Genomic DNA, 20,694 nt, shown 5'->3' on the forward strand with positions numbered 1-20,694 from the left:
TCTGCATATACAATTCTATATTAGGCAGAGTCAGTACTAAAACACAAAACAGTCTGCGGCATTTAGATTGATAGAATTTAAGGATGCTTATTTAAGCACAAAAATATCAGGGGGCTATTTCATTGAAAAAGTGGCTGGCAAATTTGAGTTTAAAACCAAAATTAGTAATTTTGTTTTTGATCATCGGACTTGTTCCCGTTTTAATTGTAGGAGTGTTTTCTTTCAGAACTTCTGAGCAGGAGATCCAGAATCAGATATATAATACTATTTCCATGGCCGGTTATCAAACAGAGACATCTCTGGACGATTTCTGGAATGAACGTGAGATGGATATGTTGAGCACCATCAATAACAATGAAATATATGAGTCTATGACTGAATCGGAAGATGAGACGGATGAAGGAGAGGAATGGGCTAAAGGAGTTTTTGAATTCAGAATTGGTGAGACCATTGATAATATCCATGAATCATTCGAGCATTACGAAGCCATATCAGTGACCAGCCCTCGCGGCGTCGTTACCTACTCCACCGATGAAGATGATATCGGAGCTGATCTTTCCGACAGAGATTATCTTCAAGCTGCTCTGGAGGGGGAGATGAACTGGTCTGAGCCTTTTTATTCCGATGTGAGAGAAGAACACCTTATCACTCTTGCTGCTCCGGTCAGAACCGAAGGCGTCGAAGGAGAGATTGTCGGAGCTATGATATTCGTGGTCGACACCTCCCATGTGGATGAGATAATACATCAGGGGCTGGAAGAGCTGGGTGAGACAGCCGATGCTTACATAATAGATTCGGATGGACTTCTATTGACCAACACTCTGATCGGTGATCTGGCGGAAGGAGCTGCCTTCCAGGAACGGATAGAAACTGAAGCTGTAGGGAGACTGTCAGAACCAATTTCCGCAGGAGAATTCGATTTTCGATACACAGCAGAGTATGTTGAATATAGAGGTCAGCCAGTCTTAGGTCAAAATGAAGTCATACGTTACGGAGATACGGCAGCCGGTCTGATTATCGAGATTGATCAGGAGGAGATACTTGCTGGCACCCGTGATCTCAGAAACAATATGCTGATAACTATACTGGCATCCGGCATTATAATAGCCTTTTTCGCCTATTTTATAGCCAGAAGTGTGGCTAACCCCATTGTACTTTTGACCGGAGTCATCGAAAAAATTGCTGATTTAGACCTGACGTTCCAGGAAGATAGCAGGGCAACCGAATTTCTCGATAGAGATGATGAAATAGGTAGAATCACCCAATCCGTCGCCGATATGCAGCAGAATTTGATTGATTCTGTTGAGCAGGAGAAGAATATTGCCGAGAATCTGGCTTCTTCCAGCCAGCAGCTTTCGGCCAACAGCGAAGAGATGTCCGCCTCTGCTGATGAGATCAGCACGGCCATAGAGGAAGTCGCTTCGGGCGCAGAGGAGCAGTCAGCTCAGATAGATGAAACTCAGGAAAACATGGAAGATCTCAGCCAGGGTATAGATGCAGTGACCGAGCGCGCCCGGAATATGGAAGAAAAGGCAGATCAGGTAAGAGAAGAGGTTGACCAGGGCAATAATGCGCTGGAAAACTCGCGTCAGAAGATCGACAGCGTGGAGGAAAAATCTTCTCAGGTTGCTGAAGATATCAATAAACTTGGCGATCTATCCGACGAGATCAGTGAAATAGTTGAGCTTATCAGCAATATATCGGAACAGACAAATCTGCTGGCTTTAAATGCGGCCATCGAAGCGGCCCGGGCCGGACAGGCCGGACAGGGTTTCAGCGTGGTAGCTGATGAGATTAGAGAGCTGGCCGAAGAATCTTCACAGGCTACCGAGGAGATAGCTGGATTGATAGGGAAAATCCAGAACAGGGTCGATAGTTCTGTACAGCAGACCGAAGAGACTGTTGATGTTGTGGAAGAAAGCGTAACGGCCATCGAAGATACCCGCGATACCTTCACCCAGATAGAGGATGCTATAGAGGATCTCACCGATCTAATTCAGGATGTTACCGCCAGCGCCAATCAGATGGCGGTGGGCAGCAGTGAGGTATCGGCAGCTATGGAAGAGATTGCCGCGGTCAGCGAGGAAGTTTCCGGCAACGCTGAAGAAGTTGCCGCCGCCAGCGAGGAACAGAGCGCTTCCACCCAGGAAGTCGTCAGAGCTTCGGAAGATCTTGCTGAGATGGCTCAAAAGCTTAATGAACTGACAGATGAATTTGAAATTTAACTGGAGATGATTTTTTGGATATCAAAGATTTGCTGGATAAGCAAAAGGCTAAATATTACAGGACAAAACAGGGGAAGAAAATCTTCCTCAAAGGAGATAAAGCCCGGGAAGTTTTTATTTTACTCAAGGGTACGATAGCTATCTTTGATTCCCAATCTGATTTTAATCGCGAGATGATGGCAGAAAAGATTTCCTCGGGGGAGATTTTTGGCGAGGGAGCTCTGGTAAAAGAAAAAAAACATCTTTATAGCTCGGTAGCTCTTAAAAAAAGCCTATATGCAGGTCTTGAAGCTCAAGATTTTGAATATCTGCTGGGAAACTCCGGAGAGCTGAGAGAAAAATTATTCGCCGCTCTTTCGCGCAGAAAGAAAAAGCTCAACCAGGATGATTATGAGAAAGTTATCGTAGAGCTGAAGGGGAAGCTTCCCCCCTCTGAAGATAGCAGGGTCGTTTCCTCCGGGGAGAATGAAAGCAGCAGTCTCGGGGAATGGAGTTCGGATTATTTGCCAATGGATGGTATATATTTATCCGGGCACAGGGAGATAAGAGAGGAAATTTCTTCTGATGCTGAAAATTTTGCGAAATACATCTTCTCCAAAACCCGGAAATGTCCGGTCTGTCAGGCTGAAATCGAGGTCAGAAAAATAAGAAAATCCCGTCTGAGTCTGGATGAGATGCGCAGCGACCTGCGGCAGATATACTCTAACTTCAAGCCCAGCTGGTATTATATCTGGACCTGCCCCTACTGCTTTTATACGGCCCCCAAAAATGATTTTGATGAGCTCTGCAGAAAAAATGAATCTCTGCTGGAAAAGAAATTTAAGGATGTAATTTTGGAGACTGAAGATGAAAAAGTTAAGGCCGGCTATAGTGTGCCGAGAAAATTAAATGAGGTTTTTCGAGCTTATTATACTGCCCTGAGACTTTTTGATTTTCTCGAAGTTGAGCACGACAAACCGGGAGCGGCCTGGATTCGGCTCAGCTGGCTGTATGAAGACGCAGGGTTTGAGAAGCTCCAGGCAAAAGCTGCTGAGCGAGCTCTTTATCATCTGGAGAAATTTTATCTTCACGGTGATACCGGCAGATTATCCCAGGAAGCAGAACACAGAATCGTTTTAATGCTCTCTGACCTGATAATAAAGCACGACGAAAAACCTGAAAGAGCTTTAAAGATGCTCGACAGTTTGATAAGAGCTGATCATATAAAGAGAGTTTATAGAAGATTGGCCCGGGAAAAGTTCCGCGAATTAAAAGATAAAAATAGATAAATTTAAAGCGTGACTGGGGGTAATTTTATTTGTCTGCACTTTATCAGCAGTTAAATGATAAATTTTCCTCGCTTAGAAGAGAAAATTATAATAAATCTTCGCTGGTGGCGGTCAGCCACGCCATAGAGGATGTTGTCATGGAACATAAATTGCCGGCCTGTATGTATGTTTTTTTTCAGAAAAATGAATTCTTTGCCAGCGAACGCGATAGGTATCTCAAACTTGATGCTGTTTGTTCCGGACTTTATCTGTTCGCAGATGAATTTAGCCCGGATTTAAAGGTTAATTTCAGCGAAAGCACTCACTTTTTTGATATCAAAGAGTTTTCAGCGAAAATCAGAAAAGATCTGCTGCAGGAATGGGCAGTCATTGTGGATCATCCCGTTCACTCCATGGCGCTGGTCACCCAGGAAATGCCTGATAAACAGCATATGGTCGGCGATTCTTTTCGTATCTTCAAAGGCAATTTGTTTTTTGAAAAAGATATAGTCAGAAAGTCGGCCGAGATAATCAAGGGATTTATTCGACAGGATTATTCCCCCGGTTTTTCAGAAAGGAATTTTGCAGGGGCTGATGAGAAGGAGGAGAAGAATAATTCTTTTTCGTGTTCACATAGCTTTGCTGAAGGTGAAAATCTGCGTTCAGATCAGATCATAGAACATTTTCTCAGCAACGCTCTACAGGGGATAGAGGAAAAAGTAAATCAGCTGGCCAATCAAAATGTAATGCTCAGCTTCACCCTGGAAGAAAATGAAAAAAGGACCAGAGAGATAGTTAAAAGGCTCTGTTTTGCCGCAGAATATAGAGATGAGGACACAGCACTGCATCTGGCCAAGATAGGAGTCTTTTCAACCCTTGCTTTCTCGCTGGTGACCTCTGATGAGGAAAAGCTTGAGAGGATGTATTATGCTTCATTAATGCATGATGTGGGGAAAATAGGAATCCCCGATCGTATTTTATTTAAATCCGGAAAATTAACCGATGAAGAGTACGAAAAAATAAAAGAACATCCTTCTATAGCGGGCAATATTCTCAGGGGAAGTGACCACGAGCTCATCAAAATGGCCAAAAGAATTGCCTGTACACATCATGAACGCTGGGACGGTGAAGGCTATCCCAGGGGACTGGCGGGAGAAGAAATACCTCTCGAAGGCAGAATTGTTGCTATAGTGGACGTTTTCGATGCTCTGGTATCAGAGCGAGTTTATAAGGACAGCTATCCGGTCGAAAAAGCTGTAGCGATAATGAAAGATGATCGAAACAAGCACTTCGATGGTGAGTTGCTGGACCTTTTTCTGGAAAATTTAGACCAGATAATTTCTTATAAAAACAAACTTGAAGCCAATTTTGCCGGCCTTCCAGAAAATGAAGTCGCTTCTCACTATTTTAGACTACATCCTGAATTTTCACTTCTATCAGCAGAAGAGATACCCCAATATGAGGATTTTATTGACAGAACTCAAAAAGATTCCTCGCCGCCATTCAACATCCTGTTTTCTGACTGAAGCTACGCGCAGCTGCAGTTCTAATCTCTATTTACCGGCAATTATTATCGGAAGTACAGAGTATTCGGTTGTGTAGAAATTTTGATAGCAAAGGTATCAATCCCAGAGCAACGAGGGATAGTATGACCCGGGGATCCATTAAATTTGCTGCTTTATTAATTTCGTTGATCTGTCTGCCGGCATTTACAAAAATGATGATGCCGGGAAGATGGCCTATGAAGCTAACCCAGAGAAATGTGAAAGTCTTTACAGGAGTGAAGGCAAAAAAGGAGTTTATGATAAAAGAAGGACACAATTCACTCAATCTTAAAAGAAATAGAAGAGAGGCCCCGTATTCATCCAGGAGCTGTTCCAGAGAGTGAAAACGCCCGGCAAATCTTTTTTTGGCCGGGTCTTTAAAAGCGTACCTGCTGAGCAGGAAAACTGTTAAAACCCCCAGATTAACTGACAGTGAAACCAGCGCCACTGCCAGCCAGAAATTAAAAATGGCGCCGCCAACTATAGATAACACACCGGTTCCGGGTATGGATATGACGGCGAAAATATAACGGACCAGCAGAAAAATTACTATTGAGAGCAGCAAATGATTCTGGCTTAAGGTGTTTAATCTGCTGATATTGTCCTGAAACCATTCCAGACTGAAGCCGCTGTCAAAAAGCATAAAATACATCATTAACGCTGCTATAACAAATATAAAAAGGCGAATCATATTTTTGCGACTAATCTTAAATGCTGTCAGAAGCCTATCCATGGCAGCCCCCTCCAAACACAAAAACCCGGCCTCGACAGCCGGTGGCAGGATAATCATGGACACTGCTGACCGATGAAAAATAATCTTCCGGAAGCAGGGCTGATCCAGCCAGCAGCTGATTTGATTACCTGCTGCCCCCTGCCGACGAGGGAAAGAGCAGGTTTCGGTGCCGGGCAGGTTTCCTGACTTCTGGATAACAAAACCTGACATAACGACAGATTCCTTCCCTAACGTTTAACTTACTTTAGGTGGCAGATTGCCATCAAATCCAGTTACAGTGGCGGGCCCGTTCAGGTTTTACACCTGATTCCCTATTACCTCCCGGTCACGACCGGGAACACCCGACTTAAATTTTATAATTCTTTTTCAAAATTAAATTTATAGATGCAGGATCATATTCCTGCTTAAATTATCATATATATTGTATTCTGCGAGAAAATATTCTTTTGGATACCTGTATACAGGTATTTATTTTGCTTATGACTTTATTTTATTTGTTTCGTATTTTATCATGTTAACAGGTTAATCGAAATATCCTTCCCCCCTAAAAAAGCGTCTGATCACTTCCGGATATCTTTTATAATTTTGCAATCCTAACCCCCCAATCCCAGGGTACTTCCTGGGCACCTGCGTTTCAGGATTCATACCTCCTGAGATGCAGGTATTTTTTTATTTCAGTTTTCTATTTTTTATTGCCATCATTGTAATATCATCTCCTACTGGAGTTTCACCTCGAAACTGCTTTAAACTTTCACAGGTTTTATTAATTAAAGTCTCTGGTCTTCTGTAGTCCAGCGCAGTTATCAGTTCCATCAGCCTCATCTCTCCATACATCTCCTCTGAGCTCTCCGCCTGACGTTGTTCTATCAGACCATCTGTATAAATTAAAAGAGTTGAGTTTTCAGAAAGAACAAACCGGCAATCTTCATATTTTTGCTCTGAACGGGTGGTGAGATAAGAAATAGGGGGACCGGAACACTTCAGGCTGGCCGGTCTGCTGCTTTCGATGATCAGCTTGGGCGGAAAATGAAATCCGGCGTTTACGAGATTTATCTCATAGTTCTCGATATCCATAACTCCCATGACCAGCGAGATAAAATAATCAGCGGGAAAATCTTCTTCGCTGAAGCGCCTGGAGATGTAGTTAACGATATCAGCGGGCTTGATTTCATCGGAATTTGAAGCTGACAAAAGATAAGAGTTTATTGCTTCCCGCAGGAATATGTTGAGAATTGAACTGCTCAGATCGTGACCGCTCACGTCGGAAACATAAAATATCAATTTATTTTCGAGTTTTACGTAATTGTAAAAATCGCCTCCCAGTCTGTTGGCCGGCTGGTAATGAAAAGCAAAATCCAGTCCGGGAATATCGGGAGGCCCCGCCGGCAAAAATTGATCATGGAGCATTTTGGTTTTCTGTAGAGATTCCTCTATTTTCAATTCGCCTTTTTTCTTTTCCGTGATATCCTCGTGCGCTATGACGACAGCATAAGGCCCTTCGTCATCGTAGGGGGTAACTTTCATTCTATACCAGCTTTTTTTATCCGGGCCGTGACAGGGATATTCTTTTTCGTAGTAATCACTTTTTCTGCGCATCACGCTTTTGATTGCCTCGGTCAATTCAGTGGGTTCTCCTTTCGCGTTCAGGGTGACCTTCAAATAATTAATTCCCTCGGAACATTTATCAGGATCCAGGTTATTTTCCCGGGCGTGTTCTTTCCAGGAGCGGTTGGTGTAACGGATGATACCTTTGTCGTCCAGTATGGCTATATTGGCAGAGAGAGAATCCAGAGCAGCCTGAACAAGTCTGCATCTGTTTTCTATGAACTGATCTTCCGGGGCTATTTGGGCCGATTTTTTTTCGGACATGGTAATCCCCCTAAATTCAACTGAGTTTAAAAGATGTCATTTGCTCATCATAGTGAGTATATTATCCTTTTTTATCATTATACAATAAAATCGTATATTTTTCATAAATATTTTTACGTCCGGAGTATATGATTGCCTGTATACGGGAAAAAAGTACTGAAATATGCAGGAAATTGATGCTGACATCGGGAAGAAATTATTAGCGCAGAATAATACTATGCAAATTTATAGAGGTGATTTAAAAAGTGCCATCATTGCGGAAAATGTCCTTTAAGAAAAAATTGATTATCGCTGTTGTTCTGGGGATTATAATTTTATCGACAGGTTTAAGCTTATATTCGCTCAACCAGTCTAACACCGTTTTACAGGAGGAAGAAGAGGAATTCTTTGCAGCTTTGGGCAATTTTTTGGAAGCGCAAATTGAAGATAGAGTTGAAATGGCCCGGGTAAACGTGCTGCGGACTGCCAACAATCAAATGGTTCAGGAATTTTTTGGCGAGCGCGAACGTCAGCAGATGGCAGAGTTTTTGGGCCCGGAGATAGAAGCGGTGGAAGAGGAAGTGGGTAGAGTTCATTTTCACGAGCCTGATTCCACTTCTTTTTTAAGAGTTCACAGACCTGAAAGATACGGGGATGATCTCAGTGATGTTAGAGAGATCGTCAATGAAGCTAACAGCCGTCAGGAGTTTTTGCAGGGGTTGGAAGCTGGAACTTCGGCTATCAGTATTCGCGCCATAGCTCCGGTCGAGTATGAGGGTGAACATGTGGGAACTGTTGAATTTGGATCAGCTTTTGATGATTATTTTGCCCACAGGCTGCAGGAGAATCTGGGCGGAGAAATTTTCTTTTATGTATTCGAGGATGAAGATATGCCGTTCTGGGAAGAGGTGAGCGAAGATGATGGCCTCTTTGGAGCGACAGCAGAAGATCGATGGCAGGTGCCTCAGGAGAAGCTGGCAGAAGCCGAAACAGGAGAAAGGGTTTTCTTTTACTCCGAAGATGAGACTGAAGGTATTTATCTTCTGCCCTTCGAGGACTATTCTGGTGAGGTGCTGGGTTACATCAAGACAGTGCAGGATCGAGAAGATGTTGTCGCTCAAAGTGCTGCTATAACTCGAAATATCGGAATATTTTCGGTGGCAGGCACAGCTGCAGTTGGTGTGTTGATCTTCCTTCTTATTTCCAGACTGCTTAAGCCTGTAGAAATGCTGGCTGAAAGAGCGGCTGAAGTAGCTGATGGAGATTTGAGCGGTCAGGTGAAAATAAAATCAAGGGGTGAGCTCGGTGATCTGGCTGATTCCTTCAACGAAATGACAAACGGATTGAAGAATTTAATTCTGGGAATCGATGATAATTCAGACTCGGTCGTGGATGCTTCCCGCCAGCTGAGCAGGGCATCAGATGATATGGGACAGAGCTCGGAGGAGATCGCCCGCACCATCACAGAGGTTGCCGAAAAGAGTGAAGATATCAACACCGATATTCAAAATATTGATGAAACCTCAGAAAAGGTGGCTGAAGATGGCGGCCAGCTTATGGAAAATGTGAACGAAGTACTCCAGGAAGCCAGCGATTCAGTTGAAACTGCCCGTGAAGGTCAGGAATCCATAAATGAAGCTATTGAACAGCTTGATACTGTGAGTGAGACTGTAGAATTTGCCACCGATGCCATAGAAAAACTCAATAAAAGGTCTCAGCAGATAGGTAATATGATAGAAGTTATAGAATCTATAGCCTCGCAGACAAATCTGCTCGCTTTGAATGCTGCCATAGAGGCAGCCCGGGCCGGTGAAGCTGGACGAGGATTTTCTGTGGTAGCTGAAGAAATAAGAGAGCTGGCTGAAGAGTCCTCGGAAGCCGCCGGTGAGATAACCAGCCTGATCGAGGATATCCAGTCCGAAACTCAGGCTACTATAAACTCGATGCAGACAAATATAAAACAGGTAGATAAACAGATAGAATCAATAAATGAAGCCGGCGACTCTCTTGAGGGTATTGTAAGCACTTCTCGCAGCACAGAGGAAAGGGTGGAGGAAATGAAGGACTTTGCTGAAGATCTGGGCAGAAGAATCAAGGATATAAATCAATCGATAAATTCCATTTCAGAATCAGTCGAGGACAACGCTGCCAGCAGCGAAGAGGTTTCGGCTCTGGCTGAAGAACAGAGCGCTTCAGTGGAAGAGGTGGCCGCCTCAGCCGATGAACTGGAAAATATGGCCGAGCATCTCAAAGAGATGATTTCAGCTTTTAATATAGAGCAAGAATGAAACACGTATAAATTATATAAAAGTTCAGGCCAAACAAAAAGAGTGGACAAGTAATGTGAATAAGCTGCCGAAAGAAATTCCCCAATCTGGATAGATGATTGGGGGATTTTTTCACTGCCGGCTCTAAAAAGCTGACCAAGTGTTCGGTTTCATTAAAAATTCAGGTAATTACAGACAGTCTTGGGGAGGTATCCGATAATGAAAAAAATTATTTTGGGCAAAACCGGGCTGGAAATTTCCACCCTGGGTTTTGGTGGAATTCCCGTACAGAGAGTTTCGCAGCAGGAGGCTAAAATCACTGTTAAAACTGCTGTCGAGCGTGGAATTAACTTTATCGATACAGCTCGCGCTTATTCCGATAGTGAGGAAAAGATCGGGCTGACTTTGCAGGAACTGGACAAAAAAGTTTATCTGGCTTCCAAAACACCAGCTGAAAATGCTGAAAAGGCATATCAGGATGTAAAAGTTAGCATTGACAATCTGCAGGTTGATAAGATCGATCTTTACCAGCTGCATCATGTCAGCAGCGAAGAGAATTACAAAGATCAGGTTACAAAGAAAAATAGCGCCCTGCAGGGTTTGATGAAGGCCCGCAGCGATGGACTTATTGATCATATAGGGATCACCGGTCATTCCAATGAGCTGCTGTTGAGGGCTATAAAAGAAAATAATTTTGCCACCGTTCAATTTTGTTATAATTTTATCGAGACTGAGGCGGAAAAGAAGCTGATTCCAGCCGCAGAAGAAAGAGATATGGGCATGATAGCAATGAAACCCATGGCCGGCGGAAGACTGCAGGCGCCTGAAATAGCTCTTCGCTATATTTTGACCCGGGATAGTGTGATTCCCATTCCCGGTATGGAAAGCCCTCAGGAAGTTGCAGAAAATGTGGCTGCAGCAGACCGGACTGAAAAGCTCAGCGAGGAAGAGATAGAATTTATAGAAAAAAAGAGGGAAGAATTGGGGGATCAGTTCTGCCGGCGCTGTCAGTACTGCCTTCCCTGTCCGGAAGGAATACAGATCCCGGTTGTTTTGAGAGTTGAATCTTTTCTCAATCGCATGCCGGCAAAAAAGATAAAAGAAGGTCCTTACGAAACATTTTTACAGGCCGAGAATTGTATCGAGTGCGGAAAATGCGTGGAAAAATGTCCTTATGAGCTTCCCATTCCCCGACTTCTACAGGAAAATTTAGAACTGGCCCGACAAAAGTTGGGCTAGCTTCAACGGATTTTTTGATTAAATTTATATTTTAAGCCCGATACTATCAGTTGGTTTTAGCTTTAAAGTTGCCGATCCCGATTTCGGGATCGATTTTTCTTTTTTAGAGCGGTTTTATCCAGGCTAAAAATATAATAAGCCCTCAGCCGACAGCAGTCCGTCACCGCCGATTGAGGGCTTTATATTGTGTTGATCCTCTTATGATGTTACTTAACCACCATAACAGATTTTTTACTCTGTCTCACTACTTTTTCAGTTGTACTCCCGATCAAGAATCTTTTGATTCGACTTTTCCCCCTTTCGCCCATTACTACCAGATCAAAATCTCCTTTTTCCGCCTCATTGCAGATGAGGTGAGCGGGGTTTCCTTCTTTGGCAATTATATTAACATTTTCAATGCCAATCCTTTCAGCACATTTCTCGGCCATTTCCCGGGCTTTTTCTTCTCTTTGAGATGAGTAACCGTTCTGAAGAGAGGGGGCGGAGGTGGCACTTTCGACCACAGTTATAACAGTAACACTGGCATTTAAATCCTGGGCCAGTTCGCTAACTTTTCCAACAGCTTTGTCACAAGTTTCGGAACCATCGTAGGCCAGCAGAATCTTTTCCATTTTATTCACCACACTTTCTGTGGTTTTTTAGAATAAATATAATGTTTTAACCTTCAAATTAATTATAACATTATTATAAAAAAAGTTCAATTTTTGAATATTATCATCGATATAAAAAGCTGCAGAGCTGTATATAAAGTTTATATTTCAACTCTGCAGCTTTTTTAAAAAAATATGATTTTAAAGGATAGACCTGCTATTAACCTCTATCCACTATGGTCGCTGTACCCTGGCCGCCACCTATGCAGAGTGCTGCCAGTCCTTTTTTGACGTCTCGCTTTTCCATCTCGTGCAGCAGTGTTACCAGTATTCTGGCTCCACTGCAGCCGATTGGATGGCCCAGAGCAATGGCGCCGCCGTTGACATTGACAATTTCAGGATCCAGATCCAGCTCGTTTAGAACAGCCAGAGATTGAGCGGCAAAAGCCTCGTTCAGCTCGACCAGCTCCAGATCATCTATCTCCAGATCTGCTTTTTCCAGAGCTTTTTCAGTGGCCGGGATGGGACCGGTTCCCATGATTTCTGGATCTACTCCGGCCGAAGCATATGATTCAATAACTGCCAGAGGTTCTACGCCCAGCTCTTTAGCTTTTTCTTCGCTCATCATTATTAGAGCAGCAGCCCCATCATTTATTCCTGAAGCATTGGCGGCGGTGACGGTTCCATCTTTTTTGAAAGCAGGACCGAGATTGGCCAGTTTTTCAGCAGTTGTTCCGAATCGAGGGTGCTCATCTTCATCAAAAACTTCGGGTTCGCCCCGGCGCTGAGGAATTTCTACAGGCACTATCTCATCAGAAAATCTATCATCTTTTATAGCTTCTTCTGCTTTTTGCTGACTTTTGGCGGCAAATTCATCCTGTTCTTCTCTGCTGATATTCCATTTTTCCGCGACATTTTCAGCAGTCACGCCCATATGATAATCGTTAAAAACGTCCCAGAGTCCATCTTTTATCATCATATCGGTTATTTCGCCGTGACCCATTTTATTGCCCCAGCGATAATCGTCAACTACATATCCGGTTTGGCTCATATTTTCCATACCTCCGACGGCAATCACATCGGCATCATCGGTAAGGATGGCCTGGGCTGCAAGATTAACTGATTTCAATCCCGAACCACACACCTTATTGATGGTTACTGCTGGTACTTTATAAGGGATATCAGCTCTGACGGCGGATTGCCGTGCGGGGTTCTGGCCCAATCCTCCCTGTAGAACATTGCCCATTATTACCTCTTCGACATCCTCGCCCGATATTCCGGCCCGCTTCATGGCTTCTTCCAGGGCTATAGAGCCTAATTCCACGGCTTCTATATCTTTTAGAGAGCCTCCAAAAGCACCGATAGGAGTTCTAACGGCGCTGACTATGGCTATATTTCTCATTATTTATAACCTCCTGTATTTAATTAATTTACCTATTTAACGGCTTATATACGAGAGCATAATTGGAAGCGGCGCTGCCTCCGATGTTAAAACTCATCCCCAATTCAGGATTATCCAGGGCTAAACCGATAGGTTCTCCCATCAGCTGCCTTGCTGCCAGCACAGCCATGGACACACCTGTAGCGCCTACAGGATGACCTTTAGCTTTCAACCCCCCGGAAAGATTTACCGGGAGCCGTCCATTAGCTTCCGTCCAGCCGTTACGAATAGCCTCTGCCCCCTTACCATCCTCTGTCAGCCCCAGGGTTTCATAGATGATCAGCTCGGCTATGGTAAAGCAGTCATGGACTTCAGCAAAATCAAGGTCTTCAACTGAAATTCCGGCCTGTTCAAAAGCATTTTCGACGGCGATTTTCCCTGCGGTAAATTCGTAATTGGAACGCTTGTTCAGCTCAAGATAATCGGTCGTGTGGCTGAAGGCGGTAATTTCCACACCTTCAAAGCCGTTCTCTTCGGCAATTTCCGAACGAGTCAAAACTAGAGCTGCAGCTCCGTCAGTGATAAGCGAGCAGTCATATAATCTGAGGGGATCGGCTATTATCGGGTTTTTATCCTCTTCCAGGTCCAAAATATCCTGATGACTGCAGTTCCAGGGCATCTGAGCCAGTTCATTTTCTTCTGCATTGCGATGATTTTTAGCTGAAATACGGGCCAGAATTTCTTCCATCTCTTCCTGATCATATCCATATTTTTCTCCGTACCCTCTGGCAAATTCAGCAAAAAGCCCGGGAAATGTCATTCCCTCAGCTCCCTCATCAGGCCAGTAGGAAGCTTTAGAAAGAGCTTTCATGGCCCCTTTTGTGTCGAGCGAATTCATCTTTTCAACACCTACTATGAGTGCATAGTCGGCGCTGCCGGAAAGCAGAGCATTGCGGGCAGCATCTATGGCTGCAGATCCCGAGGCGCAGGCATTTTCAACCCTGGTGGCCGGAGTGAAGCGAAGATCTTCATGTATTTCCAGCCCGTATGGGCCAAGATGTTCCTGATTATTGAAACTTCCAGCGCTGTAATTTGCTATCCAGATTCCGTCGATATCTGCAGGAGCGAGCTCAGTATCTGCCAGTGCTTCTTTCCCAGATTCTTCGAGCAGCTCATACAGATCTTTATCGAGATTGCCGAACTCGGTATGTCCGGTTCCAATAATGCTAACGCTCATAAATTTAACCTCCTGCACAATATTTTGCTATCAGCCGGGATAAATCTCAACCCTGCCGGGGATAATAGCTGGCAGGGTTGAGTTCCGGCCATTTAACAGGCTTAATCATGCCTTCAGACAGTTTTTTTAAAGAATTTGACCGCCATCAACAGGCAGGATTGCGCCGTTAACATAGGCTGCTTCTTCCGAAGATAAATAGAGATATGCATGGGCGATCTCTTCGGATTCACCCAGTCTGCCCAGAGAATTTTTATCTCTGATGCTGTCGAGTACTTTTTCTGGCACATCGTCCATCATGCGGGTATTTGTATAACCGGGTGCTACGCAGTTGACTCTTATACCCCGGCCTCCCAGCTCTTTTGCCCAGGTTTTGGTCAGGCCTTTAACGCCGAATTTGCTGGCGGCGTAATTGGTCTGGCCGATGTTACCATGCAGGCCGACTACGGAGGAAGCATTGATAATGACTCCGCCATCTTCCTGTTCCATCATTTTTTGAGCAGCGAACTTAGAGCAGTTAAAAGTTCCTTTTAGATTTACATCTATCACTCTATCCCAATCCTCTTCGCTCATCTTGGTCAAAAATCCATCGGCAGTTATGCCGGCATTGTTGATCAAAATATCTATACTGCCATATTCTTCCTGAGCCACATCTATCAGATTTTGGGCATCTTCAAAATCGGACACATCAACTTTTACAAAGCAGGCTTCTCCGCCCTCAGACTGTATCTCATCTCTGGTTTCACGGCCCGGAATTTCATCATAATCGGCAACCACCACTTTAGCTCCGTGTTCTGCGAAAAGTTTGGCCGTTTTTTCGCCTATGCCTCTGGCCGCTCCGGTTATGATTGCAACTTTATCTTTTAATTTCATCACAAAATCCCTCCTTGAAGGTTTGTTATTATTTAAATGGATCTCTCAAGTCCTGATTTTTATCCTATTTCCAGTCCCATCTTCTCTGGCTGGAATATAGATTCTGGCATTTTTTGAAGATCATCGGCTATTTGAGGCTCAAACCCCATCTGCTCCAGCACATCCTTTTCCAGATCAACACCCGGAGCTATTTCAGTCAGCTTTATGCCTTCAGAATTGAGTTCAAATACAGCTCTTTCCGTCACGTAAAGAATATCCTGGTTCTCTTCAACGGCATATTCTCCGCTGAAAGAAATCTGTTCTACTTCTTCCAGAAACTTAATTATTTCACCTTCTTCGATAATTTCAAGCGTTCCTTCACTTACTTCTACTTCCAGTCCTTTAGCCGTAAAGGTGCCGCAGTATACTACCTTTTGAGCATTTTGAGTTATATTGACAAATCCACCGACTCCTGCGATGCGGGGACCGAATTTGCTCACATTTACATTGCCTGTCTCATCAGCCTGAGCCAGCCCAAGAAAGGCCACATCTAGACCGCCACCATCATAATAATCAAACTGATAGGGCTGATCGATTATAACCTCAGGATTGGTTGCAGCTCCGAAGTTGCCGCCTCCTGCGGGAACCCCTCCGATAGGCCCGGCCTCAACTGTCAGCTTCATTTCCTCGCTGACTCCTTCTTCTGAAGCCACCGAAGCAACTCCTTCTGGCATGCCTATGCCCAGATTAACTATTGCGTTGGGAACGAGCTCCATGGCGGCCCGCCTGGCTATGACTTTTCTCTCCGTAAGCTCCATAGTTTCCAGAGATTCCAGAGGAACTTTTATTTCGCCGGTAAAGGCTGGGTTGTGTTCTTCCACAAAAGATTGCTGATGATTTTCCATATTTTCGGTTTCAACGACGTAATCAACCAGAATGCCAGGAATATTCACCAGTTTGGGATCGAGAGTGCCGTTTCTTGCTGTTCTCTCCACCTGAGCGATTACTATACCGCCGGAGTTTTGAGCGGCCTGTGCGATGGGCAGACTTTCCAGGGTGAGCGCTTCTTTTTCCATGGTGATATTGCCTTTTTCATCGGCAGTAGTGCCTCTTATAATTGCCACATCTATCGACAGGGGTTTATAGCGGAGATATTTTTCTCCATCTATCTCTATTAGTTCGACCAGATCTTCTTCGGTAATATCGTTTAGTTTTCCACCCTGCACCCGGGGGTCGGCCAGTGTTTTAAGGCCTACATGGGTAATAGTTCCCGGTTTACCGGCAGCTATATCTCTATACATGTGAGTTATAACGCCCTGGGGAAAGTTATAAGCTTCAATTTTATTCTGGTTGGCCAGCTTACCCAATTCTGGGGCCAGACCCCAGTGTCCACCCACGACTCTTTTGAGCATTCCTTCATAAGCAAGGTGATTCATTCCCCGAGTTTTGCCGTCCCCCTGTCCAGCAGCATATACAAGTGTTAGATCTTCCGGTTTTTCTTCTTCCTGAAATCTTTTTTCCAGATTGGCAGTGATATCTTCCGGATGGCCAAAACCAACAAATCCAGCTATAGCCACGGTGTCTTCGTCATCAACTAAATGAGAGGCCTCAGAAACTGTGATTTTTTTCTCAAAACCAACAGACATACTTTCTCCTCCTCAGTGTAATTTTATAATAAGAGAATAAAGGAAATCTATCTTCGAGTAAATTATAGGGCGATTTGAGCCGGAAGTCTGTAATAAGCAGACCTCCGGCCGATGACATTATCAATAGGCCCCCAAAAGCAGCTGGGGAATTTTAGCCGATTATAGTGGCGGGAATGACGCTCAGCAGACCGACTATCGCGGGGATCAGAAGAGCAGTTACAAAGATATCTTTATAGGCATCATCATGGGTCAAACCGGTTACAACCAGAAGGGTTATAACGGCTCCGTTATGCGGCAGAACATCGAGACCTCCAGAAGCTATTGCTATTGTCCTGTGCAGAAGTTCGGGATTACCGCCCATATCCAGGAAGGTATCAGCCAGCGCCTCCAGAGCTATGCTCATGCCACCAGAAGCTGATCCAGTGGCTCCTGCCAGCACATTGGTTGAAACAACTCCAAAAAGATAGACATTTCCCAGAGTGACATCGGCCAGCACCTCAACCAGCTCATCGAAACCGGGTACTTCCTGAACTACCGTGCCGAAGCCGACTGCCATAGAAGTGTTCATTATTGCTGTCAGCGAACCATCAGCACCTTCATTGAGTGTATTGACCGCTTCCATGATATAATCAAAGCGATCCCAGAGCAGAATTAAGGCCAGGGCATTACCCCAGAAAAGAGAGCCATTTATGTCGATGCCGAATACGTTTAACAGAACAACCACAGAGATTAATGGTAAGATGGATCTCAATACTCCTGGCAGATCTTCATCGTTGCCGCCGAAGTCTTCATCCTCGCCTTCGGAATATTCCTCACCATTTTCCCAGGCTTTTTTGAGCTCCCGCTGAAGGTAAAAATAACCTCCGAGGAATATCAATACGGCAGCAGCAAGTCCCAGGAAAGGAGCGGACATAGCATCGGTTCCGAAAAATTCGGTGGGGATGATATTTTGTATCTGAGGAGTTCCCGGGGTGGCGGTCATAGTTATGGTGAAAGAGCCAAAAGCAATTGAACCGGCTATAAATCTTTTGGGTACATTGGCCTCTTTGAAAATAGCCATGCCCAGAGGATACATGGTAAAGACGACCACGAAAAGACTGATTCCACCGTAAGTTAAGACCATACAGGCCAGAACTACAGCCAGAATAGCTTTATCCGAGCCGATTTTGTCCATGACCCAGCTGGCCACCGCAGCGGCCGCGCCGGTATCCTCCATGATTTTTCCGAAGATAGCTCCCAGAAAGAACATGGGGAAAAAGCTAAATACATAACCCACTGTACCGTCCATATAAGTCTCTAAAAATGTTTCCAGCAGCGGATAACCGCTGAAGGCGGCGACCACCATAGAGGAGATCGGAGCAGCAATCAAAATGCTCATACCTTTCATGCAGGCAGCCATGATCAGGATCAGTCCTAGAATAATGCCCAGCAGAGATAGTGACATGTTACTTTTTTCCTCCCTTCAAGAGGTGATAATTTTATTATTGCCACCTATTATACATGCATATTTTATACCAGAAAAGAAAAAAACGCTCAGATCCCCGCAGGACAGGAGATTTGAGCTGATAAACTCAGTTTTATATGATTTTTATTTTTGCCAAAATTATAGAGGGTTTGTATAAAAATTGTACAATAAGCTGGGGAGAAAAGCTTTTATCTCGATCATGAAGGAGAGCAGCCCGTCTGTAGAAAACTTATACACAGGCTGTAACCTGTATATAATTACTTCACTTTTACAGGCTAAAATTTTTTGACCAGAAGCAGTGAACTATTTCAGATTATATTTTTTTAACTTATTATACAGACTGGTGCGATGAATGCCCAGAATTTCAGCGGCTTTAGACTTATTATTCCCGGTTATTTCAAGAGCTTTTTTAATCGATTTTTTTTCGAGCTCCTCGATATTTTGGTTGAGATCTAAATCATCATTTATATCTATATCTATATCATCCTGATCATTTTCATCGACATCAGGCTTTTCTTTTCCGATAATTTCCGGCAGATGTCGTGTCTGAATCAATCTGTTGTCGGTGGTGTTGACGGCTCTTTCGACCACATTGAAAAGCTCTCGAACATTGCCGGGCCAGGAATAAGCTTTCAGCTGTTTTATCGTCTGATCGGAAAAAATCTTCTCCTCCAGGGTCAGTTCAGCTATCAGATCTTTGAGTTTTTTTCTTGCCAGCAGAGGGATATCTTCACGCCGCTCGCGCAGAGGAGGGATGCTGATTCTGACTACGTTCAATCTATAATAAAGGTCTTCTCGAAAATCCCCGGCCTGAATTTTCTTTTCCAGATTTTCGTTGGTAGCAGCTATAACTCTGACGTCGAGCTGATTTGATTGGGTGCTACCCACCCGGGTGAATTCTCCTTCTTCCAGCACCCTCAAAAGTTTAGCCTGCATTTCCTTCGGCATGCAGCTGATTTCATCCAAAAATATAGTGCCACCGTCAGCCATTTCAAACTTACCCGGTTTTCCTTCTTCTTTAGCTCCGGTAAAGGCTCCTTCTTCATAACCAAAAAGTTCCGACTCCAGCAGGTCTCGGGGTATGGCAGCGCAGTTAACCCTGATGAAGGAACCGTATTTTCTATAGCTGGCTTCATGAATTGCATGAGCAAATAGTTCTTTGCCGGTACCGGTTTCACCTTCTATCAGGACTGAGGAATTATTTTCTGCTGCCCTGCCGGCCATCTCTTTCAGATACTTCATTTTGGGATTTTTGGTCAGAATATTGTCGAAGGAGTATTTAGCTTCCTGCAGCCTCTTAAACTCTCCTTTGAATTTGCCCAGATGATCTTCCATGATTTCCAGTCGCATGGCCAGCGACCGCAGCTCTTCTATATCCTGGAAATGCACTATACCGACAGCACCGATGATTTTCTCGCCTTCGAAAATCGGGTGACGGCTGCAGATCATATCATTACCGTGAATGCGCTGAATATGCCCCACTTCCTTTTCGCCGGTCTGTATGATCTTGTGCATTCTGGTGTTTTCAATAACATCTGTCACATGTTCACTCACCATATCCTCCTCATCGACTCCTAAAAATTCCTGGTAGGCTTTGTTGAATTTGGTTATATAACCATTCTGGTCGACGATAATTACACCTTCGTATACTTTATTCAGGATTGCATCAAAAATCTGAAGTTGATGTCTGGCATCCTCCAGTCTGCCCTGAAGTTTGGTGATGTCATTGAGCTCCTGGAAAACCGCTATTGCTCCTTTAAGCTCACCACCCTGGAAAATTGGGGTTCTGTTAGAAAAAATTTCTTTACCTTTGATGGTCAGGCGATCGGAAAGTTCGGGTTCCCCTTTTTCCAGAGTTTGTAAAAGACCGCTTTTAGGTAATATTTCTTTTATATCCCTGCCCAAAATTTTGTTTCTGTTAATCTCAATTATATGCTCCGCCGATCTATTGCAATAAACGACTTTGCCGATTTCATCAACCGCTATAATCCCGTTATAAACAGAATTTAAAAGCGCCTGAAGCCAGTCACTGAATCTATCGTTTTGTTTGAATTCCTCGGTGATTTTTTCATTTAAGAGCAATTTTAATATCACCTCTGTTCAGGATAAAAAATATGGATCTTCTTGTCTTCAGTTGGCTAAAAGGTGTGTAAAAACCTCATTTAGTTGTGCTGTAAGATATAAAGCTGCGTTCACAATGAAATTTTTCCCCGGCATAAGTTTAGTTTTCGGCCAAAAAATTGCGCTTCCTTCGCAAAAGCTTATCCCTGAGCTCCCGCTCAGCCCGGCACCTCCTGAGCCGGGGACACTATTTTTTGGCCATGGACTTAACCTGAATCTCGAAAAATTTCGAGTATCACTTTGCTTTATATCTTCCAGCCATTATTGTCATGACAGTGATCTAATACTATATCTATCAACTG

14 protein-coding genes and 1 riboswitch are annotated in these 20,694 nt (G+C 44.1%); of the genes, 5 read left to right on the plus strand and 9 right to left on the minus strand.

Features of this window, described 5'->3' with window-relative positions:
- Window positions 1–122 precede the first annotated feature (122 nt).
- From BLT15_RS10000 to BLT15_RS10010, 3 genes are read left to right on the plus strand one after another with little or no spacing between them, the layout of a single operon-like run.
- On the plus strand, window positions 123–2,225 hold the full coding sequence (locus BLT15_RS10000) for a methyl-accepting chemotaxis protein (RefSeq protein ID WP_089761261.1): 2,103 nt from the start codon (window positions 123–125) through the stop codon (window positions 2,223–2,225).
- Between the two features lie 14 nt (window positions 2,226–2,239).
- On the plus strand, window positions 2,240–3,493 hold the full coding sequence (locus BLT15_RS10005) for a DUF2225 domain-containing protein (protein ID WP_089761263.1): 1,254 nt from the start codon (window positions 2,240–2,242) through the stop codon (window positions 3,491–3,493).
- A 29-nt stretch (window positions 3,494–3,522) separates the two neighbouring features.
- Window positions 3,523–4,998, plus strand: coding sequence for an HD domain-containing phosphohydrolase (locus BLT15_RS10010; RefSeq protein WP_089761266.1), 1,476 nt, complete (start codon window positions 3,523–3,525; stop codon window positions 4,996–4,998).
- Between the two features lie 31 nt (window positions 4,999–5,029).
- On the opposite strand, the gene BLT15_RS10015 is transcribed toward BLT15_RS10010, so the two are convergent.
- Both BLT15_RS10015 and BLT15_RS10020 read right to left on the minus strand, forming a co-directional pair.
- Complete coding sequence (locus tag BLT15_RS10015; protein WP_089761290.1) at window positions 5,030–5,806, minus strand: TVP38/TMEM64 family protein; 777 nt, start codon at window positions 5,804–5,806, stop codon at window positions 5,030–5,032.
- Between the two features lie 98 nt (window positions 5,807–5,904).
- Window positions 5,905–6,109: riboswitch (cobalamin riboswitch) on the minus strand.
- Window positions 6,110–6,418: 309 nt separating this feature from the next.
- Window positions 6,419–7,618, minus strand: a complete 1,200-nt coding sequence (locus tag BLT15_RS10020; protein WP_089761268.1) for a SpoIIE family protein phosphatase — start codon at window positions 7,616–7,618, stop codon at window positions 6,419–6,421.
- 263 nt (window positions 7,619–7,881) lie between these two features.
- Here BLT15_RS10020 and BLT15_RS10025 point away from each other — a divergent pair, with 263 nt between their 5' ends.
- Both BLT15_RS10025 and BLT15_RS10030 read left to right on the plus strand, forming a co-directional pair.
- A complete protein-coding gene (locus BLT15_RS10025) occupies window positions 7,882–9,885 on the plus strand; it encodes a methyl-accepting chemotaxis protein (RefSeq protein WP_089761271.1) in 2,004 nt (667 codons plus the stop codon).
- 198 nt (window positions 9,886–10,083) lie between these two features.
- Window positions 10,084–11,103, plus strand: a complete 1,020-nt coding sequence (locus tag BLT15_RS10030; RefSeq protein WP_089761274.1) for an aldo/keto reductase — start codon at window positions 10,084–10,086, stop codon at window positions 11,101–11,103.
- A 206-nt stretch (window positions 11,104–11,309) separates the two neighbouring features.
- On the opposite strand, the gene BLT15_RS10035 is transcribed toward BLT15_RS10030, so the two are convergent.
- From BLT15_RS10035 to BLT15_RS10070, 7 genes are all read right to left on the minus strand, one after another.
- Window positions 11,310–11,714, minus strand: a complete 405-nt coding sequence (locus tag BLT15_RS10035) for a universal stress protein (protein WP_089761276.1) — start codon at window positions 11,712–11,714, stop codon at window positions 11,310–11,312.
- A gap of 199 nt (window positions 11,715–11,913) precedes the next feature.
- Window positions 11,914–13,095 carry an acetyl-CoA C-acetyltransferase gene (locus tag BLT15_RS10040; protein WP_089761278.1) on the minus strand — a complete coding sequence of 394 codons (1,182 nt, stop codon included), beginning with the start codon at window positions 13,093–13,095 and terminating at the stop codon, window positions 11,914–11,916.
- A gap of 28 nt (window positions 13,096–13,123) precedes the next feature.
- Window positions 13,124–14,311, minus strand: a complete 1,188-nt coding sequence (locus BLT15_RS10045) for a thiolase domain-containing protein (protein WP_089761281.1) — start codon at window positions 14,309–14,311, stop codon at window positions 13,124–13,126.
- Between the two features lie 126 nt (window positions 14,312–14,437).
- Window positions 14,438–15,181 (minus strand): beta-ketoacyl-ACP reductase, encoded by a 744-nt coding sequence (locus tag BLT15_RS10050; RefSeq protein ID WP_089761283.1) that lies wholly within the window; start codon window positions 15,179–15,181, stop codon window positions 14,438–14,440.
- Window positions 15,182–15,240: 59 nt separating this feature from the next.
- Window positions 15,241–16,806, minus strand: coding sequence for an acyl CoA:acetate/3-ketoacid CoA transferase (locus BLT15_RS10055; RefSeq protein ID WP_089761286.1), 1,566 nt, complete (start codon window positions 16,804–16,806; stop codon window positions 15,241–15,243).
- A 151-nt stretch (window positions 16,807–16,957) separates the two neighbouring features.
- Window positions 16,958–18,250: a GntP family permease gene (locus BLT15_RS10060; protein ID WP_200769749.1), complete on the minus strand. Its 1,293-nt coding sequence runs from the start codon at window positions 18,248–18,250 to the stop codon at window positions 16,958–16,960.
- Between the two features lie 324 nt (window positions 18,251–18,574).
- A complete protein-coding gene (locus BLT15_RS10070) occupies window positions 18,575–20,353 on the minus strand; it encodes a sigma 54-interacting transcriptional regulator (protein ID WP_234985589.1) in 1,779 nt (592 codons plus the stop codon).
- Window positions 20,354–20,694: the final 341 nt, after the last annotated feature.

The organism is Halarsenatibacter silvermanii (genome assembly GCF_900103135.1).
In the GTDB taxonomy this organism is placed as follows: domain Bacteria; phylum Bacillota; class Halanaerobiia; order Halanaerobiales; family Halarsenatibacteraceae; genus Halarsenatibacter; species Halarsenatibacter silvermanii.

Bases quoted from the DNA above. Each gene is read 5' to 3' on its own strand.
- BLT15_RS10050 (WP_089761283.1), bottom strand. From the start codon at position 15,181: ATGAAATTAAAAGATAAAGTTGCAATCATAACCGGAGCGGCCAGAGGC.
- BLT15_RS10055 (WP_089761286.1), bottom strand. From the start codon at position 16,806: ATGTCTGTTGGTTTTGAGAAAAAAATCACAGTTTCTGAGGCCTCTCAT.
- BLT15_RS10060 (WP_200769749.1), bottom strand. From the start codon at position 18,250: ATGTCACTATCTCTGCTGGGCATTATTCTAGGACTGATCCTGATCATG.
- BLT15_RS10035 (WP_089761276.1), bottom strand. From the start codon at position 11,714: ATGGAAAAGATTCTGCTGGCCTACGATGGTTCCGAAACTTGTGACAAA.
- BLT15_RS10030 (WP_089761274.1), top strand. From the start codon at position 10,084: ATGAAAAAAATTATTTTGGGCAAAACCGGGCTGGAAATTTCCACCCTG.
- BLT15_RS10045 (WP_089761281.1), bottom strand. From the start codon at position 14,311: ATGAGCGTTAGCATTATTGGAACCGGACATACCGAGTTCGGCAATCTC.
- BLT15_RS10015 (WP_089761290.1), bottom strand. From the start codon at position 5,806: ATGATTATCCTGCCACCGGCTGTCGAGGCCGGGTTTTTGTGTTTGGAG.
- BLT15_RS10025 (WP_089761271.1), top strand. From the start codon at position 7,882: ATGTCCTTTAAGAAAAAATTGATTATCGCTGTTGTTCTGGGGATTATA.
- BLT15_RS10040 (WP_089761278.1), bottom strand. From the start codon at position 13,095: ATGAGAAATATAGCCATAGTCAGCGCCGTTAGAACTCCTATCGGTGCT.
- BLT15_RS10020 (WP_089761268.1), bottom strand. From the start codon at position 7,618: ATGTCCGAAAAAAAATCGGCCCAAATAGCCCCGGAAGATCAGTTCATA.